General features: G+C 67.2%; 18 protein-coding genes. 13 read left to right on the forward strand and 5 right to left on the reverse strand.

Annotation, left to right across the window (positions count from 1 at the left end; translation table 11 throughout):
* Positions 1-92 precede the first annotated feature (92 nt).
* Both OJF58_RS11240 and OJF58_RS11245 read left to right on the forward strand, forming a co-directional pair.
* Entirely contained in the window at positions 93-1442 is a 1350-nt protein-coding gene (locus OJF58_RS11240; RefSeq protein ID WP_300784321.1) for a tetratricopeptide repeat protein, read from the forward strand.
* Between the two features lie 89 nt (positions 1443-1531).
* Positions 1532-2122, forward strand: coding sequence for a malonic semialdehyde reductase (locus tag OJF58_RS11245; RefSeq protein ID WP_300784322.1), 591 nt, complete (start codon positions 1532-1534; stop codon positions 2120-2122).
* Positions 2123-2125: 3 nt separating this feature from the next.
* Here OJF58_RS11245 and OJF58_RS11250 read toward each other — a convergent pair whose 3' ends face one another.
* Positions 2126-2821: a LysE family transporter gene (locus tag OJF58_RS11250; RefSeq protein WP_300784323.1), complete on the reverse strand. Its 696-nt coding sequence runs from the start codon at positions 2819-2821 to the stop codon at positions 2126-2128.
* A gap of 5 nt (positions 2822-2826) precedes the next feature.
* Positions 2827-3678: a pyridoxal kinase PdxY gene (gene pdxY / locus OJF58_RS11255; protein ID WP_300784325.1), complete on the reverse strand. Its 852-nt coding sequence runs from the start codon at positions 3676-3678 to the stop codon at positions 2827-2829.
* Between the two features lie 67 nt (positions 3679-3745).
* On the opposite strand from pdxY, the gene OJF58_RS11260 reads away from it, so the two are divergent.
* From OJF58_RS11260 to OJF58_RS11285, 6 genes are all read left to right on the forward strand, one after another.
* Complete coding sequence (locus OJF58_RS11260; RefSeq protein WP_300784326.1) at positions 3746-4624, forward strand: CoA ester lyase; 879 nt, start codon at positions 3746-3748, stop codon at positions 4622-4624.
* Positions 4621-5685 (forward strand): MaoC family dehydratase, encoded by a 1065-nt coding sequence (locus OJF58_RS11265; protein ID WP_300784327.1) that lies wholly within the window; start codon positions 4621-4623, stop codon positions 5683-5685. Before OJF58_RS11260 ends, OJF58_RS11265 begins: the two co-directional genes overlap by 4 nt.
* Before the next feature lie 142 nt (positions 5686-5827).
* Positions 5828-6226: a succinate dehydrogenase, cytochrome b556 subunit gene (gene sdhC / locus OJF58_RS11270; protein ID WP_300784328.1), complete on the forward strand. Its 399-nt coding sequence runs from the start codon at positions 5828-5830 to the stop codon at positions 6224-6226.
* An 11-nt stretch (positions 6227-6237) separates the two neighbouring features.
* Positions 6238-6621, forward strand: a complete 384-nt coding sequence (gene sdhD / locus OJF58_RS11275) for a succinate dehydrogenase, hydrophobic membrane anchor protein (protein WP_300784329.1) — start codon at positions 6238-6240, stop codon at positions 6619-6621.
* A 2-nt stretch (positions 6622-6623) separates the two neighbouring features.
* Positions 6624-8456 (forward strand): succinate dehydrogenase flavoprotein subunit, encoded by a 1833-nt coding sequence (gene sdhA / locus OJF58_RS11280; RefSeq protein WP_300784330.1) that lies wholly within the window; start codon positions 6624-6626, stop codon positions 8454-8456.
* Positions 8457-8483: 27 nt separating this feature from the next.
* Positions 8484-9263 carry a succinate dehydrogenase iron-sulfur subunit gene (locus OJF58_RS11285; protein ID WP_300784331.1) on the forward strand — a complete coding sequence of 260 codons (780 nt, stop codon included), beginning with the start codon at positions 8484-8486 and terminating at the stop codon, positions 9261-9263.
* Positions 9264-9374: 111 nt separating this feature from the next.
* On the opposite strand, the gene OJF58_RS11290 is transcribed toward OJF58_RS11285, so the two are convergent.
* Positions 9375-10979: a serine hydrolase domain-containing protein gene (locus OJF58_RS11290; RefSeq protein ID WP_300784332.1), complete on the reverse strand. Its 1605-nt coding sequence runs from the start codon at positions 10977-10979 to the stop codon at positions 9375-9377.
* Positions 10980-11058: 79 nt separating this feature from the next.
* On the opposite strand from OJF58_RS11290, the gene OJF58_RS11295 reads away from it, so the two are divergent.
* Positions 11059-11868, forward strand: coding sequence for an enoyl-CoA hydratase/isomerase family protein (locus OJF58_RS11295; protein ID WP_300784333.1), 810 nt, complete (start codon positions 11059-11061; stop codon positions 11866-11868).
* Here OJF58_RS11295 and OJF58_RS11300 read toward each other — a convergent pair.
* Both OJF58_RS11300 and phaR read right to left on the reverse strand, forming a co-directional pair.
* Positions 11855-12052 carry a DUF1289 domain-containing protein gene (locus tag OJF58_RS11300; RefSeq protein ID WP_300784334.1) on the reverse strand — a complete coding sequence of 66 codons (198 nt, stop codon included), beginning with the start codon at positions 12050-12052 and terminating at the stop codon, positions 11855-11857. The two genes, OJF58_RS11295 and OJF58_RS11300, sit on opposite strands and share 14 nt — an antisense overlap.
* Before the next feature lie 6 nt (positions 12053-12058).
* Complete coding sequence (phaR, locus tag OJF58_RS11305) at positions 12059-12700, reverse strand: polyhydroxyalkanoate synthesis repressor PhaR (protein WP_300784335.1); 642 nt, start codon at positions 12698-12700, stop codon at positions 12059-12061.
* Between the two features lie 147 nt (positions 12701-12847).
* Here phaR and OJF58_RS11310 point away from each other — a divergent pair, with 147 nt between their 5' ends.
* The 4 genes from OJF58_RS11310 to OJF58_RS11325 all read left to right on the forward strand — a co-directional run bounded on the left by OJF58_RS11310 (position 12848) and on the right by OJF58_RS11325 (position 17407).
* Positions 12848-13189 (forward strand): hypothetical protein, encoded by a 342-nt coding sequence (locus tag OJF58_RS11310; RefSeq protein WP_300784337.1) that lies wholly within the window; start codon positions 12848-12850, stop codon positions 13187-13189.
* 16 nt (positions 13190-13205) lie between these two features.
* Complete coding sequence (locus OJF58_RS11315; RefSeq protein ID WP_300784338.1) at positions 13206-14297, forward strand: alpha/beta fold hydrolase; 1092 nt, start codon at positions 13206-13208, stop codon at positions 14295-14297.
* A 37-nt stretch (positions 14298-14334) separates the two neighbouring features.
* On the forward strand, positions 14335-16149 hold the full coding sequence (locus OJF58_RS11320) for an FAD-binding oxidoreductase (protein ID WP_300784340.1): 1815 nt from the start codon (positions 14335-14337) through the stop codon (positions 16147-16149).
* A 76-nt stretch (positions 16150-16225) separates the two neighbouring features.
* Complete coding sequence (locus tag OJF58_RS11325; RefSeq protein ID WP_300784342.1) at positions 16226-17407, forward strand: acetyl-CoA C-acetyltransferase; 1182 nt, start codon at positions 16226-16228, stop codon at positions 17405-17407.
* Positions 17408-17468: the final 61 nt, after the last annotated feature.

The following is a 17468-nucleotide window of genomic DNA, read 5'->3' on the forward strand; positions in this document are numbered from 1 at the left end:
TGAGCGATCTGTCGACCATCCATCCGTTGAGGCACCAATCCCGGGCCTCGGCAACGCCCACGTTGTTGTTTGGCCGGAAGGTCGACACCTTCATGCAGCAACTGCGCCTGGCGGGTCAGGCGTTGCGCGCCGGCCGGCTCGACGAGGCGATCGCCTCGTACTTCCGCTTGCTGGCACAGCGGCCCTATCACGCCGAGCTGCACAACAGCCTCGGCGTGGCCCTGCGCAAGGCGGGGAAGCTCGAGGCGGCGGTGTCGCATCATCGCCTGTCGCTGGCCGAGGATCCGCAGAACCCGGCGCTGCACACCAATCTCGGCAACGCCCTGCGGGCCGTGAACCGGCCCGAGGAGGCGGTGAAGCACCACTTCCGGTCGATCGCGCTCAACCGCGACTACGCCGACGGCTTTTTCAACCTGGCGCTTTGCCTGCGCGACCTCGGCCGCATCGACGAGGCGATCGGCTGCTTCACGCGCGCGCTCGCGCTCAATCCCGACAGCAAGCGTGCGCGCACCGAGCTCGCGATCGCCCTGCTGATGCGCGGCGATCTGCGCGACGGCTTTGCCATCTACGAGGCGCGCAAACGGCTGCCCGAGACGCCGACGCCCGACTTTGCACAGCCGGCCTGGGACGGCGGCCCGATCGAGGGAAAGCGCATCCTGCTCCATCCCGAGCAGGGGCTGAGCGATGTGCTGCTGTTCGTGCGGTTCGCGCGCGAGCTGAAGCGTCGCGGAGCCAAGGTGCTGGTGCTGTGCCAGCTCCCGCTCAAGGAGCTGCTGGCCGGCGCCGACTATATCGACGAGGTCGTCGCCGAAGGCGAAAGCCTGCCGCCGTTCGATGTCCATGCCTCCATGGTCTCGCTGCCGTATCTCTGCAGCCCCGATTTCGAGGCGATGCCGTCGCCCTATCTCTCGGCGCCGTCGGACCGGCTGATCAAGCTCGGTCGGCTGGACAAGGCGCGCCTCCGCATCGGCATCTACTGGGCGGCCAACGGCCGCCAGGCGCAGGACCGGCTGCGCTCCGCGCCGTTCGCCCAGTTCCTGGCCTTCACCGGCGATCCCGAGCTGCTGATCTTCAGCCTGCAGGGCGGCGCCGGCCAGAAGGATATCCAGCAGTTCGCCGCAGCCGGACTCGTCCACGATGTCGGCCGCGGCATCTTCGATTTCGCCGAGGCCGCGAGCGCCCTGTCGCAGCTCGATCTGCTGATCACGATCGACGCGCCGATCGCGCATCTCGGCGCGGCGATGGGGCTCAAGACCTGGGTGCTGTTGCCCGCCTACCCCGACTGGCGCTGGCAGCTCGGCGGCACCCGCGCGCCCTGGTATCCGACGGCGCGGCTGTTCCGCCAGCCGAAGGTGGGCGACTGGGATTCCGTGTTCGCCGTCGTCCGCAACGAGGTCGAGCTGCTGAAGCTGCAGATGCCGCCGGCGACCTCCGGCCGGTAACCTGCTTGCGACCAGCCGGCTCGACCGGCGGCGCGAGCTTCATTACTACGGTCCGCATCATCTTTCCCGCCGGATGCCTGGGGACCCGAATGCTCGACGATCGCTCGCTCGACGTGCTCTTCCGCAATGCGCGCGTGCACAATGGCTGGCAGAACAAGCCGGTGTCCGACGACCAGCTTCGCGCGATCTACGAGCTGATGAAGTGGGGGCCGACCTCGGCCAACTCTTCGCCGGCGCGGATCGTGTTCGTGCGTACGCGCGAGGGCAAGGAGAGGCTGCGGCCCGCGCTCAGCAGCGGCAACACCGAGAAGACCATGAACGCGCCGGTGACAGCGATCATCGCCTACGACACGCGCTTCTACGAGCACCTGCCCAGGCTCTTTCCGCACAATCAGACGGCGGTAAGCTGGTTCGCCGGACCGAAGAACAGGACGGTCGCCGAGGCGACCGCCTTCCGCAACGGCTCGCTGCAAGGCGCCTATCTGATGATCGCCGCCCGCACGCTCGGCCTCGATGTTGGCCCCATGAGCGGTTTCGACAACGCCAAGGTGGATGCGGCGTTCTTCGCCGATGGGCGCTTCAGGAGCAACTTCCTGTGCAATATCGGCTACGGCGACCCCGGCAAGCTGTTCAACCGCAATCCGCGACTCGCCTTCGAGGAAGCCTGCACGCTCGCCTGATCGCTAAAGACCGAGCGCCTCGGCGATCCGGCGCCAGGGCAGCGGCAGGAGCGACACCAGCGCCACCACGCCGAAAGCGAGGATGATGCCGCCCGACACGCGGTTCAGCCACAGCATGCCCGAGCGGCTGAACTGGGTGCGAAGGGCCGATGCGACGGAGCACAGGATGGCCCACCAGGCGAGCGCGCCGGAGAACACGCCCGCCACCAGCAATGCCGCGTCGGCCAGGCTGGAGCCGACGCCCGCGAGATTGCGGCCGGCGAAGGCCGCGCCGAAGGCCATCACGGTGAGGGGATTGAACACGGTGATGAAGAAGCTCGAGCTCGTGTAGTGGAAGTGGGTGGCGATGCGGTGCTCGAGATCGTCGGTCACGGGATCGCCCACGGTGCGCGGCTTGTGGCGCATCGTCGTCACGCCCATCACCAGGAGGATCACGCCGCCGATGCCGCGCAGCCACGCCTCGTGCCGCGCCACGAAGGTCTCGACGAAGGAAAGACCGAAGGCTGCCACGGCGCCGAAGATCGCATCGCCAAGCGCGGCGCCCAGGCCGGTGAGGTAGCCTGCCACCGCGCCCACGGTGATCGCCCGACGGATGCAGAGCGCGGCGGCCGGCCCGACCGGCAAGGCGATGACGAAGCCGATCACGGCTCCCTCGATCGCAAGCGAGACCGGGTCGAAGATGAAGCCGGGCACGTGCATGCGGCTCAGAGCTTCTCGGCCTTGAATCGCCGCGGCGGCGCGACGAGGCGGTCCTGCGCCGCGACAAGCTGAAGCTCGCGCTCGCCCCGTTCGCTGGTCGCCTCGAGCACCGCATAGACGGCGGACGCGACCCGCCCGAGTGCATCGGGCACGTCACCGCTCTCGAGCCAGAAGGCGGTGAAGAGGGCGGCGACCATGTCGCCCGTCCCGTTGGGCATGACCTCGAAGCCGATCAGCGGGGTGGCGATTCGCCAGGCGACTTCCCTCGTCACGGCAATCATCTCGATCTGATCGCTCGGGGTATCCGACCGGCGAAGGCTGGTGATCAGGGCGAGCCGGGGACCCCCGAGCAGGCTGCGCGCGGCAGCGAGCGCCTCGGCCATCGTGCCGACCGTGCGGCCGGTGAGATGCTCCAGCTCGAAATGATTGGGCGTCACCAGATCGGCGGCGGGAAGGGCCCGCTCGCGAAAGAAGACATCGATGCCCGGCTTCACGTAGATGCCGGTATCGACGTCGCCCAGCACGGGGTCGCAGCACCACAGGGCCCTGGGATTGGCGGCGCGCACCCGGCGCGCCGTATCGAGCACCACGTCGCCCAGCGCCGCATCGCCGACATAGCCGGTGAGCAGGGCGTCGCACCCCGGCAGCAGCCCCAGCGCCTCGATCCCGTCGACGATATCGGCCACCTGTTCGGCCGGCGCCGTGCGGCCACGCCAGGCGCCATATCCCGTGTGGTTGGAGAATTCGACCGTGTTCACCGCCCAGACCTCGTGGCCCAATCGTTGCAGAGGGAAGGTTGCTGCCCGATTGCCGACGTAGCCGTAGGCGACATGGCTCTGAAGCGAGAGGAAGCGCATGGCCGATGTCACCTTGCCACAAGGAGGCCCCTCATTATAGTCCGCCGCGTCTTCGAGGGGTCTTGAGATGCCGAGCACCGTTCGTCCGCGTCGCAGCGTTCTCTATATGCCGGGCGCCAACACGCGCGCGCTGGAAAAAGCCCGCACGCTGCCTGCCGATGCGCTGATCTTCGACCTCGAGGATGCCGTCGCGCCCGACGCCAAGGAAGCGGCGCGCGGTAACGTCGTTGCCGCGGCGAAGAGCGGGACCTACGGCAGGCGCGAGATCGCCATCCGCTGCAACGGTCTCGCGACGCCCTGGGGCAAGGCCGATGTGGCGGCGATCGCCAGGTCGGGCGCGGACGCGATCCTGGTGCCGAAAGTCGAGAGCGCGGCCGATGTCGCAAGCATCGTCTCGCTGCTCGATGCCTCGGGCGCACCGCAAACGATGGCCGTGTGGGCGATGATGGAAACGCCTCTCGGCATCCTGCGCGCCGAGGAGGTCGCGGGCTCGCACAAGCGGCTGCAGCTCTTCGTCATGGGCACCAACGATCTGGTCAAGGACATGGGCGCACGCCATACGTCCATGCGCCTGCCGCTGGTGACCGCGCTCGGGCTCGGCATGCTGGCCGCGCGCGCGCATGGCCTCACCATCCTCGACGGGGTCTACAACGACATCCGGGATGCCGAAGGCTTTCGCGAGGTCTGTCGGCAGGGGCTGGAGATGGGCTTCGACGGCAAGACGCTGATCCATCCGAGCCAGGTCGAGCCCTGCAACGAGATCTTCGCGCCCTCAACGGCCGAGCTCGAGATGGCGGGCAAGATCGTCGCAGCCTTCAAGGCGGCACAGGCCGAGGGCCGGGGCGTGGTCACGGTCGACGGCCGGATGATCGAGAATCTCCACGTCGAGCAGGCGGAGCGCGCTTTGGCGCTGGCCGCCGCCATCGAGGAACTGCAGGCGGCATGAGCAAGAGCAAGACCGAAGCGGGCAACTTCTTCGAGGATTTTCGGGTCGGACAGGAGATCCGCCACGCCACGCCGCGCACGCTGACCGAGGCCGATGCGGCGCTGAACGTGGCGCTCTACGGGTCGCGCTTCGCCGTCAATTCGTCCGACGAGTTTGCCCGCCGGATCGGCCTGCCGCGCGCGCCACTCGACGACATGCTGGTGTTCCATGTCGTGATCGGCAAGACCGTGCCCGACATCTCGGTGAATGCCGTCGCCAATTTGGGTTATGCCGACTTCCGCTGGGGCGTCCCGGTCTATCCGGGCGATACGCTCTCGGTTAGCTCGAAGGTGCTGGGGTTGCGCGAGAACTCCAATCGCGCGAGCGGCGTGGTGTGGGTGCGGTCGACCGGCATCAATCAGCGCGGCGAGACGGTGCTGGACTACGTCCGCTGGGTGATGGTGCACAAGCGCGATCCCGCGGCGGCCGTCGGCGCGCCGGTGGTGCCGAAGACCGTTGCGTCGGTCGCGCCGGCCGATATCGCCGTGCCGGCGGGCCTCGCGATCGAGGGCTACGACGACCTGGCTGCCGGCTCGCCGCACCGTTGGGAAGACTACGAGGTCGGCGAGCGCATAGACCATGTGAGCGGCATCACCCTCGAGGATTCCGACCACATGCTGTCGACGCGGCTTTACCAGAACACCGCGCGCGTCCATTTCGACGCCTTCGCCGGCAAGAGCACGCGCTTCGGCCGAAGGCTTGCCTATGGCGGGCACGTGATCTCGCTGGCGCGAGCGCTGTCGTTCAACGGCCTCGCCAATGGCTTTCGCGTCGCCGCCATCAACGCCGGCAGCCACACCGCGCCCACTTTCGGCGGCGACACGATCTATGCCTGGTCCGAGGTGCTCGAATGCGCCCCGTTGCCGGGCCGGTCGGACGTCGGCGCGCTGCGCGTTCGTACGATCGCGGCGAAGGACTGTCCCTGCGACGCTTGGCCCGGCAAGGGCGCCGACGGCAAGTACCATCCCGCCGTGGTGCTCGATCTCGATTACTGGCTGCTGATGCCGCGACACTCCGCCTGAGGCCGCTCGACAAGCGAATTTCGCTGGAGAATCCGGGGCTTATCGACTGCGCGTGGCTGACTTTCGTTGACTTGGGGGCGGCGAGCGCTAAAAAAGTCGTGCCGCCTGCCCAACTGAGCAGGGCAACAGAGGTTTCCACGCGATGAGCGTCGCCAACGGGCCGTCCAACCGGCCGCTCTCCCCCCATCTGCAGGTCTATCGCCCGCAGCTCACCTCGGTCCTGTCCATCCTGCATCGCGGGACGGGCATCGCGCTGTCGGTCGGCGCGCTCTATCTCGCGATCTGGGTGATGTATGCCGCCGGCAGCGTGCGCGGCTACGAGGCATTCCAGAGCTTCAACGGCTCGATCGTGGGGCGCATCCTGCTGGGCGGCTGGCTGTTCAGCGCCTTCTACCACCTTTGCAACGGCATCCGGCACCTCTTCTGGGACGCGGGCTACGGTTTCGAGCTCAAGGACGCCTATCGCAGCGGCTGGACCGTCGTCATCGTCTCGCTGATCGCCACGGTCCTGTCGTGGATCGTCGGCCTGCGGCTGGTATGAGGGAGGCCTCGATGGACGCCGATCGCAGAACGCCCCTCGCCCGCGCCCGCGGCCTCGGCTCGGCCAAGGACGGCGTTGGCCACTGGTGGGTGCAGCGGATCACCGCCATCGCGCTCATTCCGCTGGTCGTATGGTTCGCCGTGTCGCTCGTCATGCTGAGCGGCGCCGACTACGCGATCGTGCGCGCCTGGATCGGCTCACCGCTCGTCATGGTGCTCCTGATCCTGACCATCGGCATCGGCCTGCACCACGGCCAGCTCGGCCTGCAGGTGGTGTTCGAGGACTATACCGACGGCGCGTGGCGGGTCGCGCTGATCGTGCTGGCGAAGTTCATCGCAGTCGTCTTTGGCCTCGGCGCCATCGTGGCCATCCTGCGTATCGGATTGGGAGGCTGAACATGGCCGAGAGCAAGAACGATGCCACCCCCGGCACGGTCAATATCGGCGGCCGCGCCTATATCGTCATCGATCACGAGTACGACGTGGTGGTCGTGGGCGCGGGCGGCTCGGGCCTGCGCGCCACCTTCGGCATGGCGTCGAAGGGTCTGAAGACGGCCTGCATCACCAAGGTCTTCCCGACTCGCAGCCACACCGTTTCGGCGCAGGGCGGCATCTCGGCGGCGCTGGGCAACATGGGGCCGGACGACTGGCGCTGGCACATGTACGACACCGTGAAGGGCTCCGATTGGCTCGGCGACCAGGACGCCATCGAATACATGTGCCGGGACGGCATTCCGGCGATCATCGAGCTCGAGCATTTCGGCGTGCCGTTCAGCCGCACGCCCGAGGGCAAGATCTACCAGCGGCCGTTCGGCGGCATGACGACCGAATACGGCAAAGGCATCGCCCAACGCACCTGCGCGGCGGCCGATCGCACCGGCCACGCCATGCTGCACACGCTTTACCAGCAGTCGCTGCGCAACCGCGCCGAGTTCTTCGTCGAGTATTTCGCGCTCGATCTCATCATGGACGAAGGCGTGTGCCGGGGCGTGATGGCCTGGAACCTCGACGACGGCACCATCCACCGCTTCCGCGCCCACAAGACGGTGCTGGCGACGGGCGGTTACGGCCGCGCTTATTTCACCGCCACCTCGGCGCATACCTGCACGGGCGACGGCGGCGCCATGGTGCTGCGCGCCGGCCTGCCGACGCAGGACATGGAGTTCGTCCAGTTCCACCCCACCGGCATCTATGGCGCAGGCTGCCTGATCACCGAGGGCGTGCGCGGCGAGGGCGGGTACGTCACCAACGGCAACGGCGAGCGCTTCATGGAGCGCTATGCGCCCTCGGCCAAGGATCTGGCCTCGCGCGACGTGGTCTCGCGCTCGATGACCATCGAGATCCGCGAGGGCCGCGGCTGCGGTCCCAACAAGGACTATATCGAGCTGCATGTCGAGCACCTCGATCCGAAGGTGATCCACGAGCGCCTGCCCGGCATCGCCGAGACCGCGCGGATTTTCGCCGGCGTCGACGTGACCCGTCAGCCGATCCCGATCCTGCCGACCTGCCACTACAACATGGGCGGTATCCCGACGAACTATCACTGCGAGGTGATGACGGTGAAGGACGGCGATCCGAACACCGCGGTGCCGGGCCTGATGGCTCTGGGCGAGGCGGCGTCGGTCAGCGTGCATGGCGCCAATCGGTTGGGCTCCAATTCTCTGCTCGAGCTCGTGGTCTTCGGCCGTTCCGCTGCCAATCGCGTCGGCGAAATGCTGACACCCGGCCAGCCGCACAAGCAGTTGCCGCACGCCGGCGAGGAGGCGATCGCGCGCCTTGACAAGCTGCGCCACACCTCGGGTGGCACGCCGACGGCGCAACTGCGCACGCAGATGCAGCGCACCATGCAGAACGATTGTGCCGTCTTCCGTACCCAGCAAAGTCTCGACGAAGGCTGCGCCAATCTCGACAAGGTGTTCGCGGCGAAGTCCGATGTCCGGGTCAAGGATCGTTCGCTGATCTGGAACTCCGATCTCATGGAGACGCTGGAGTTCGAGAACCTTATCCTGCTGGCCCAGGCGACGATCCGCTCGGCCGCCAACCGCAAGGAAAGCCGTGGCGCGCATGCCCGCGAGGACTATCCCGAGCGCGACGACAAGAACTGGCTGAAGCATACGGCGGTCTGGGTCGATGCCGAGACGGGCAAGACCCGCATCGACTACCGGCCGGTCAAGCTGCAGCCGATGAGCAACGACGTTCAGTCCTTCCCGCCCAAGGCGCGGGTGTACTGATCGCGACGGCTGTTTCGAGGGGAAGCGATGGCTGAGTTTGCACTGCCCGCCAATTCGAAGATCGGCGTGGGCGAAACCTACAAGGCGGCGGCGGGCACCAGGAACATCAAGACCTTCAAGGTCTATCGCTGGACCCAGGACGACGGCCGGAAGCCCAGGATCGACACCTACGAGGTCGACATGGATGCCTGCGGTCCGATGGTCCTGGACGCGCTGATCAAGATCAAGAACGAGATCGACAGCTCGCTCACCTTCCGGCGGTCCTGCCGCGAGGGCGTGTGCGGCTCCTGCGCGATGAACATCGACGGCACCAACACGCTCGCCTGCACCAAGTACATTTCGGACGTGAAGGGCGACATCAAGATTTATCCGCTGCCGCACATGCCGGTGGTGAAGGATCTCGTGCCCGACCTCAACGTGCCCTATGCCCAGCTCGCTTCGATCGAGCCCTGGCTCAAGTCCAGCAGCCCGCCACCGACGCGCGAGCGCCTGCAGTCGCCGGAGGAACGCGCCAGGCTCGACGGACTGTGGGAGTGCATCCTCTGCTTCTGCTGCACGACCGCGTGTCCCAGCTACTGGTGGAGCGGCGACCGCTATCTCGGCCCTGCGATCCTGCTGCAGGCCTATCGCTGGCTGGCCGACAGCCGCGACGAGGCCAAGGGCGAGCGGCTCGACAATCTGGAGGATCCGTTCCGGCTCTATCGCTGCCACACGATCATGAACTGCACCAAGACCTGCCCCAAGGGCCTCAACCCGGCCAAGGCGATCGCCGAGATCAAGAAGCTGCTGGTCGAACGGACGATCTGAGCTGTCCGTCGTCCAAAGTCCGCGTCATCCCGAGCATAGCGAGGGATCGTTGATCGGCATCGACCAAAGATTCCTCGCTACGCCCGGAATGACACCAGCTGGATGGGAACATTAGCCGACCCTCTCGAACCGCATGCTCTTGATGCGGCCTGTCGAGACGACGAGGGCGACGATCCTGCCGCTGCGGTCACGCTCGAGGCGAGCGAGCTGTGTGATGGCGAGCCAGTTGCCCGGCGTGGCGATATCGACGGTGTCGGCGTCGATGCCGGTGATCGGCCAGGGCGCCCCGCCCGCGATCAAGGGGCCGCTGACATGCGCCACAAATCCGCCGCCCTGCCGTTCGATGCGCCACGTCGCGCCGGTATCAGCCGACGCATAGGTTCCGGCGATGGCTGCCGGAACCGCCTTGCGTCGGCCGAGCTCGCGGAAGGTCAGGATGCGGCCGGCACCCAGATCGACGCTCAGCGTGCCGTTGCGACCGGGCTTCAGCATGAACTCGAACGAGCCGCGCTCGGCGCCGAGCCAGCCGTCGGCGCGACGTCCCAGCGCGAAGGGCAGGCCGTTCTGCGTGACCGTCGGCTCGCCGTTGTGCCAGGCCAGCTCGAACAGTGACGGCTCCTCCGCGTTGAACCAGGTGCCGGCAAGCGGCTTGATCTCCTTCTCCTCGATCGGCGCCGGCGCGGATGCGAGGCGCCTGTCGCCGGCGAGCGCTTCCGCCGCGATCGTATGGGCGAGCCGCCACGGATCGATGCTGCCGAGGTTGGCGATCACCACGACCGTGAGGCCGGCGGCCGGCACGCGCAGGAACTCGGTGCGGAAGCCGGGCCACAGCCCGCCATGACCCACTGTCTCGAGGCCGCGCACCTCGCCCACGGCGACGCCGCGGCGGTAGGCGTTGGCGTGGCCGCCGGTGAGCGGCTGGCTGGCGGCGAGCGCCGTCGGCAGGCTCTTGCCCAGCACCGGCGCGTCGAAGTGCCGCGACCAGATCAGCAGATCCTCGACCGTCGAGGTGAGGCCGCCTTCACCGCCCTGCGGATAGGCATGGCCGGCGCGCCGGAAGCCCTGGCCCGCATCGCCGAGATAGGCGGTCGCGAGGCCGGGAATCACCGTGTCGATCTCCGCCGCGAGCATCGTGCTGGTCATGCCGAGCGGCTGGAAGATGCGCTCGGCCAGCACCTCGCCCAGCTTCCGCTTGGTGATTTTCTCGATGATGCGGCCGAGCAGCAGGAAATTGGTGTTGCTGTAGAGGAAGCGGCTGCCCGGTGCGAAGTTGAGATGGCGGTTGCGCCTGCAGGCGGCGAACAGGTCGTCCGGCCGCGCCGGCTTGTCGAGCCCATGACCGCCCAGCCGCAGGAGTTCGAGGAAGTCCGGCAGGCCGCTCGTGTTGCGCATCATCTGATCGATCGTGACCGGCAACGGCGGCAGCTCCGGGAGGTACTTGTGCGGCGGATCGGAGAGCTCGAGCTTGCCTTCCGCCGCCAGCATCAGCGCGGCGGTGACGGTGAACTGCTTGCTGACGGAGGCGATACGAAAGCGCGTCTGCAGGGTGATCGGCACGCCGAGCTCGATGCTGGCGAGCCCGTAACCCTTGCAGATCTCGACCGAGCCATCGCGCATGACCCCGACGACGGCGCCCGGCGACCCGGGCAAGGCATAGCGGGCGAACAGCGCGTCGATGCGACGTTCGAGGGCGACGGTCTCGATCGATTTCGGCATGAAAACAAGTGAAGCCCGACCCGCTCGCCGTTGTAAAGCCGCGGCGCTACCGTCCCATGCGACAATCGTGGAGGAACGCATGGAGCGGCGCTTCGTCAGCATCGAGAAGGGACTTGGCCCGCAAGGCCGCATTGCCGTCGTGCGTTTCGACCGCGGCGACAACATCAATGCGCTGAGCCAGCAGGCGATGCGCGAGCTGCGCGACGTGCCACGCGACTTCGAGGACGATCTCGAGACGTCGGTCGTGATCCTCACGGGCTCCGCCAAGGCCTTCTCGGCGGGCTTCGACCTCAAGGACCCGGAAGCCTGGCAGGGCAAGCCTTTGCCGATCGGCGAGCGTATCCATCGCCAGCGTCTGGGACCGAGGCTGTGCAAGGCCTGGCAGGACATGGACCAGGTGACGATTGCCGCCATCGAGGGCCATTGCATCGGCGGCGGCGCGGCGCTGGTGGTCGCGCTCGACTTCCGCTTTTGCGGCAGGAGCGCGCACTTCCGCATTCCCGAGGTAGAGCTCGGCATGAACATGAGCTGGGGCTCGATTCCGCGGATGCTGGCGCTGATGGGCCCCGCTCGCACCAAGCAGGCCGTCATCCTGGCATCGGACCGCATCGGCGCCGCCGAGGCGCTCGAATGGCGACTGGTCGAGAAAGTCGTCGAGGACGGTCAGGCGCTCGCTGCGGCGCTGGCCTTCGCCGAGCGCATCGCCTGCCAGCCGCCGATTCCGCTGCGCATGACCAAGCTTTCGGTCAACCGGCTGGCCCACGCGCTCGACGACCTCGCGGCCCATATGGATGCCGACCAGAACGTGCTGACCGGCCTCACCGAGGATTACAAGGAAGGCACCTCCGCCTTCCGCGAGAAACGCAAGCCGAGATTCAAGGGCCGTTAGTGCGGCCCGGCAGCTCTGCGAGGATGCGGCGGCGTTCGGCGTCGTCCATGATCACCCAGCGGCCGATCTCGTCGATCGTGCGCTTGCAGCCGATGCAGTAGGGGCTGCCCGGCTCGATCGTGCAGACGCCGATGCAGGGCGAGATCACCCGCGGCGGCCGGGGCGGCGGCGGGATCTTGCGCATCCCGCGTCAGGATTTCTTGCTGAGCTCCGCGAGCTGGCTCTGCAGCTCATTGAGCTTGCGCTTCAGATCGTCGATCGCCTCGTCCTTGTCGGCCGCCGTGGTGGACGAGGCGGGCTTCGACTCGGCGCTGCCGTTGGTGTGCGGCGGCGTCCCCGTGGAGGGGCTCTGTCCGGCACCGAACGGATTGAACATGCGCATCGCCTGCTCGAACATCGCCATGTTCTGCTTGCCCATCGACTCGAACTGCTGGAACGGGTTGAAGCCGAAGGCATTCTGCAGGTAGCGCCGCATCTGCTCCTGGTTGCGCGCGAACTGGGTCATCGACATCTCGAGATACTGCGGCACCACGCCCTGCAGGCTGTCGCCGTAGAAGGAGATGAGCTGGCGCAGGAAGGAGATCGGCAGCAGCGTCTGGCCGCCCTTGCTCTCTTCCTCGAAGATGATCTGGGTCAGGACCGAGCGGGTTATGTCGTCGCCGGTCTTGGCGTCGTAGACGACGAAGTCGGTCTTGTCCTTCACCATCTGCGACAGGTGGTCGAGAGTGACATAGGCCGAGGTGGCGGTGTTGTAGAGCCGCCGGTTCGCATACTTCTTGATGACGACGGGGGCCGGCTTGGGGCCGCTCTCCGATGCTGCCTGCTCGGCCATACGCTGCGCTCCTCTGCCGTACGCTGAACGCTCGTTCATTGCCAGCCCGGCGACCTTAGCGCCGATACCGCAGTGCGACAAGTAAGCTGAGCGCCTGCACAAGGAGCGCCGGCGAAACCACCGGCCGTGACGCGCTATACTGGGTCAATGGTCTCGGACAATGACGATCCGTCGGGCGAGTTCGACCGGCTGGCCCGGCGGTACCTCGATCTGTGGCAAAGCCAGCTTTCCGGCCTGGCGGCCGACCCGGCGCTGACCGAGCAGATCGTCCGCCTGTTCGGGGCCGCCAATGCGCAGGTTGCGTCCGCGATACAGGCCGCCCAAGCTGGACCAAATGCCGCCGACACCGCCTCCGGCCGCGCGTCTGGGACCGCGCCCCCTGCCGCTGCATCTGGGCACGGCCCTGATGACCTGGGCGAGCTGCGAAAACGCATGGCAGCTCTGGAAGCGCGGATCGCCGAGCTCGAGGCCAAACTCGGGTCCTCCTGAGCGCTTCGCCGCCCTGATGGCGGAAGTCGACGCCCTGGAGCGCCGGGCTGGCGCCGGGAAGTTCGAGGCATCGCTTCATCGCGAAATCGGGCGCCGGATGGCGCGGCTGGCCGACGGGGTGCTTGCCTATCGCGGCCACCCCGTGCGCCGCATGCTGGACGAGCCGCCGACCGTCTGGCGCGAGGGCGAAACGCGCCTGCTCGATTTCGGCGCGACCGACCGCGCGGCCCGGTCCAGGACGGCGCGCGCGGTGCTGGTCGTGCCGTCGTTGATCAATCGCTGGGAAGTGCTCGATCTCACGGCTGAGAAGAGCCTGTTGCGTGCCATGGCGGCCGAAGGGCTGCGGCCCTATCTGGTCGACTGGGGCACGCCCCGTGCCGAGGAACGTGACTTCGATCTGGCGGCCTACGTCGCCCGCCTCGACCGCGCGCTTGCTTTCGTTGCCAGGCGGGCCCGTCGTCGGCCGGCGGTCATGGGCTACTGCATGGGTGGCACGCTGTCGGTGGCGCTGGCGGCGCTGCGGCCGCGCCGGCTCGCCGGGCTCGCGCTGCTGGCGGCGCCGTGGGATTTCCATGCCGACAAGACCGGCCATGCCTTCCTGCTGTCGACCGGTCCGCTGCTGGCCGACCTTGCGGACAAGGCGGGAGAGCTTCCTGTCGATATCTTGCAGACGCTCTTCTGGTCGCTCGATCCTTGGCTGGCGATGAAGAAGTTCGGGCGGTTCCTCGGCCTCGACCAGCGAAGCGATCAGGCCGGCGAGTTCGTGCTCCTGGAGGATTGGCTGAACGGCGGCGCGCCGCTCGCCGGACCGGTTGCCCGCGAATGCCTGATCGGGTGGTACGGCGACAACCTTCCCGGCACCGGTCGGTGGATCGTCGACGGTCGGCACATCGTGCCGCGCAAGATCAACACGCCTGCTTTGGTCATGATCCCTTCGGGCGACCGGATCGTGCCGCCGCGCTCGGCTGCCGCGCTCGCCGATCCGGAGCGGGGCCTCCCCAACGCGATCCGCCTCGAGCTGCCGCTCGGCCATATCGGCATGGTGGTGAGCAGTCGCGCCCGCGAGCTCTGCTGGAGGCCATTGATCGACTGGCTGAAGGCTCGGTGATGGAGCGCAAACCGGCGGGCCGGGCGGAGATGGACAGATGAACAGACGACATTTGTTGCACGCGGCCGGGATGCTACCGTTCGCTTCGTTTGCCGGAGCCGGCCCCATCCGTTCAGCGCATGCCGACACTTCCACTTTCCATCGTGTGCGCCCGACGGACGCCGCATGGCCGAAGGAGGAAAGCTGGGCAAAGCTGAAGCAGGCCGTCGACGGCCAGCTCATCGAGGTGCACTCGCCGCTCACGGACTGCATGGGCAACGGCCGGCAACCGGACTGCACCGGCCTCTTCAAGAAGCTGAAGAACCCCTACTACATCGGTGATGAGCCGGCCCTGACCCAGACCCTGGGATGGGTCGACGGCTGGATGTCGCAACCAAGCGTCTATGCGGTCGCTGCCCGCAAGACGGCCGATGTCGTCGCCGCGGTCGACTTCGCACGCGAGCACAAGCTGCGGCTGGTGGTGAAGGGCGGCGGCCATAGTTATCTCGGCACTTCCAATTCCGCCGACTCGCTGCTGATCTGGACGCGGCGCATGAATGCCATCGCGTTGCACGACGCCTTCGTCGGCCACGAATGCGAAGGTCGGGAGCAGCCTCAGCCGGCTGTTTCGATCGAGGCAGGGGCCATCTGGCAGCAGGCCTACGATGCCGTGACGACCAAGGCCGGACGCTATGTCCAGGGCGGCGGCTGCATGACTGTCGGTGTGGCGGGCCTGATCCAGAGCGGGGGCTTCGGCAGCTTCTCGAAGAGGTACGGCCTTGCAGCGGCAAGTCTTCTGGAAGCGGAAGTCGTCACCGCCGATGGCGCCGTGCGCATCGCCAATCCCTGCAGCCATCCGGATCTGTTCTGGGGCCTCAAGGGCGGTGGTGGCGGCAGCCTGGGCGTCGTCACGCGCCTCACCTTGCGGACCCACGACCTGCCGAATTTCTTCGGCATCGTGAGCCTCGCTGTCGCCGCGAAGTCCGATGCCGCGTTTCGGCGGCTGATCGATCGGATCGTCGGCTTCTATGGCGAGCATCTCTTCAATCCGCATTGGGGCGAGCAGATCGCGTTCAGGAGAGACAACACGATCGTCGTTTCGATGGTTTTCCAGGGGCTGGATCAAAAGCAGGCCGAACAGATCTGGCGGCCGTTTGTCGAATGGGTTTCGGGTTCACCTGGCGACTTTGCAGTCGGATCGGGCCCGACGGTGCTCAGTGTGCCGGCCGGCTCGATCTGGAATCCAGCCTTGCTCAAGCAGGCGCCTGGGCTCGTGGTCTCCGATGACCGGCCAAACGCGCCGGACGGCAACGTCTTCTGGTCGGGCGACGCGGGACAGGTCGGCCAGGTGCTCTACGGCTATCAATCCACGTGGCTGCCGTCCGCACTGCTGCGGCCGGAAGGAAGGGGTCGCCTGGTCGAAGGCCTGTTCGCCGCGACGCGACATTGGGACACGTCCTTGCACTTCAACAAAGGCCTCGCCGGCGCGCCCGGCGAGGCGCTCGCCGCCGCACGGAACACCGCGACCAATCCCGCGGTCCTCGACGCCTTCGCGCTCGCGATCATCGCGAGTCACGAACAGCCGGCCTATCCCGGCATAGCCGGGCACGAACCCGACGTGACCACCGGCAGACGGCGTGCCGAGGCCATCGGCAAGGCGATGGGCGAGCTGCGCAGGCTCGTGCCCAACCCGGGGTCCTACGTGTCGGAGAGCAATTTCTTCGAGAAGGCCTGGCAGCAGGCCTACTGGGGGCCGAACTATCCAAGGCTGATAGCGGTCAAGAAACAGTACGATCCCGACGGGCTCTTCTTCGTCTATCACGGCGTGGGCAGCGAGGACTGGAGTCCCGACGGCTTCACCCGGCTCACCTAGCGGTCCGGGCGCAGCTTGCGGGTCGTGTCAGGCGGCCTATAACATGGGCCGCGGGGCGGCCTGCAAGGAGGGACTCATGGCAACCGACATCGTCATTGCAAGCGCGGCGCGGACGCCCATCGGCTCGTTCAACGGCGCCTTCGGCTCCGTTCCGGCCCACGATCTGGGCAAGATCGCGATCAAGGGCGCGCTGGAGCGCGCCAAGGTGAAGCCGGAGGAGGTCGACGAGGTCGTCATGGGCCAGATCCTGACCGCCGGTCAGGGCCAGAACCCGGCGCGCCAGGCCGCGATCAACTCTGGCATCCCGGTCGAGAAGACCGCACTCGGTATCAACCAGCTTTGCGGTTCGGGCCTGCGTGCCGTCGCCTTCGGCTGGCAGGCGATCCGCAACGGCGATGCCTCGATCATGGTGGTCGGCGGCCAGGAGAGCATGAGCCAGGCGCCGCACGTCGCCCATCTGCGCGATGGCGTGAAGATGGGCGAGATGAAGATGATCGACTCGATGCTCAAGGATGGCCTCTGGGACGCTTTCCACGGCTATCACATGGGCAACACGGCCGAGAATGTGGCGCAGAAGTACCAGATCACGCGCGCCGAGCAGGATGCTTTCGCCGCCTCGTCGCAGAACAAGGCCGAGGCGGCGCAGAAGAGCGGTCGCTTCAAGGACGAGATCGTTCCGGTCACGGTCAAGACGCGCAAGGGCGAGGTCGTCGTCGACACGGACGAATTTCCCCGTCACGGCACGACGGTCGAGACGTTGGCGAAGCTTCGGCCCGCCTTCACCAAGGAAGGGGGCTCGGTCACGGCCGGCAACGCTTCCGGAATCAATGACGGCGCCGCCGCGCTCGTGCTCATGACGGCGGACGAGGCCAGGAAGCGTGGGCTGAAGCCGCTTGCGAAGATCGTGTCCTGGGCGACCACCGGTGTCGATCCGGCGATCATGGGCATCGGCCCGGTGACCGCCTCGCAGGCCGCGCTCAAGAAGGCCGGCTGGACGGTGAAGGATCTCGATCTGGTCGAGGCCAACGAGGCGTTCGCCGCCCAGGCGGTCGCCGTCGGCAAGCAGCTCGGCCTCGATCCCGAGAAGCTCAACGTCAATGGCGGCGCGATCGCGCTCGGCCATCCGATCGGCGCTTCGGGGGCGCGCGTGCTCACCACGCTGCTCTTCGAGATGCAGAAGCGCGACGCCAAGAAGGGCCTCGCCACGCTCTGCATCGGCGGCGGCATGGGCATCGCCATGTGCGTCCAGCGCGACTGATTTTCTTCGGGACCGCGCGCATCCTGCGCACGCGCGTTGATGAGCGGGCGGGAAGCCCACG

The organism is Enhydrobacter sp. (assembly GCF_030246845.1).
GTDB lineage: Bacteria > Pseudomonadota > Alphaproteobacteria > Reyranellales > Reyranellaceae > Reyranella.

Bases quoted from the DNA above. Each gene is read 5' to 3' on its own strand.
- OJF58_RS11240 (WP_300784321.1), top strand. From the start codon at position 93: ATGCAGCAACTGCGCCTGGCGGGTCAGGCGTTGCGCGCCGGCCGGCTC.
- OJF58_RS11285 (WP_300784331.1), top strand. From the start codon at position 8,484: ATGGCTGAGTTTGCACTGCCCGCCAATTCGAAGATCGGCGTGGGCGAA.
- OJF58_RS11320 (WP_300784340.1), top strand. From the start codon at position 14,335: ATGAACAGACGACATTTGTTGCACGCGGCCGGGATGCTACCGTTCGCT.
- OJF58_RS11290 (WP_300784332.1), bottom strand. From the start codon at position 10,979: ATGCCGAAATCGATCGAGACCGTCGCCCTCGAACGTCGCATCGACGCG.
- OJF58_RS11315 (WP_300784338.1), top strand. From the start codon at position 13,206: ATGGCGGAAGTCGACGCCCTGGAGCGCCGGGCTGGCGCCGGGAAGTTC.
- OJF58_RS11245 (WP_300784322.1), top strand. From the start codon at position 1,532: ATGCTCGACGATCGCTCGCTCGACGTGCTCTTCCGCAATGCGCGCGTG.
- sdhA (WP_300784330.1), top strand. From the start codon at position 6,624: ATGGCCGAGAGCAAGAACGATGCCACCCCCGGCACGGTCAATATCGGC.
- OJF58_RS11260 (WP_300784326.1), top strand. From the start codon at position 3,746: ATGCCGAGCACCGTTCGTCCGCGTCGCAGCGTTCTCTATATGCCGGGC.
- OJF58_RS11295 (WP_300784333.1), top strand. From the start codon at position 11,059: ATGGAGCGGCGCTTCGTCAGCATCGAGAAGGGACTTGGCCCGCAAGGC.
- OJF58_RS11265 (WP_300784327.1), top strand. From the start codon at position 4,621: ATGAGCAAGAGCAAGACCGAAGCGGGCAACTTCTTCGAGGATTTTCGG.
- OJF58_RS11325 (WP_300784342.1), top strand. From the start codon at position 16,226: ATGGCAACCGACATCGTCATTGCAAGCGCGGCGCGGACGCCCATCGGC.
- sdhC (WP_300784328.1), top strand. From the start codon at position 5,828: ATGAGCGTCGCCAACGGGCCGTCCAACCGGCCGCTCTCCCCCCATCTG.
- sdhD (WP_300784329.1), top strand. From the start codon at position 6,238: ATGGACGCCGATCGCAGAACGCCCCTCGCCCGCGCCCGCGGCCTCGGC.
- OJF58_RS11250 (WP_300784323.1), bottom strand. From the start codon at position 2,821: ATGCACGTGCCCGGCTTCATCTTCGACCCGGTCTCGCTTGCGATCGAG.
- pdxY (WP_300784325.1), bottom strand. From the start codon at position 3,678: ATGCGCTTCCTCTCGCTTCAGAGCCATGTCGCCTACGGCTACGTCGGC.
- OJF58_RS11300 (WP_300784334.1), bottom strand. From the start codon at position 12,052: ATGCGCAAGATCCCGCCGCCGCCCCGGCCGCCGCGGGTGATCTCGCCC.
- phaR (WP_300784335.1), bottom strand. From the start codon at position 12,700: ATGGCCGAGCAGGCAGCATCGGAGAGCGGCCCCAAGCCGGCCCCCGTC.
- OJF58_RS11310 (WP_300784337.1), top strand. From the start codon at position 12,848: ATGGTCTCGGACAATGACGATCCGTCGGGCGAGTTCGACCGGCTGGCC.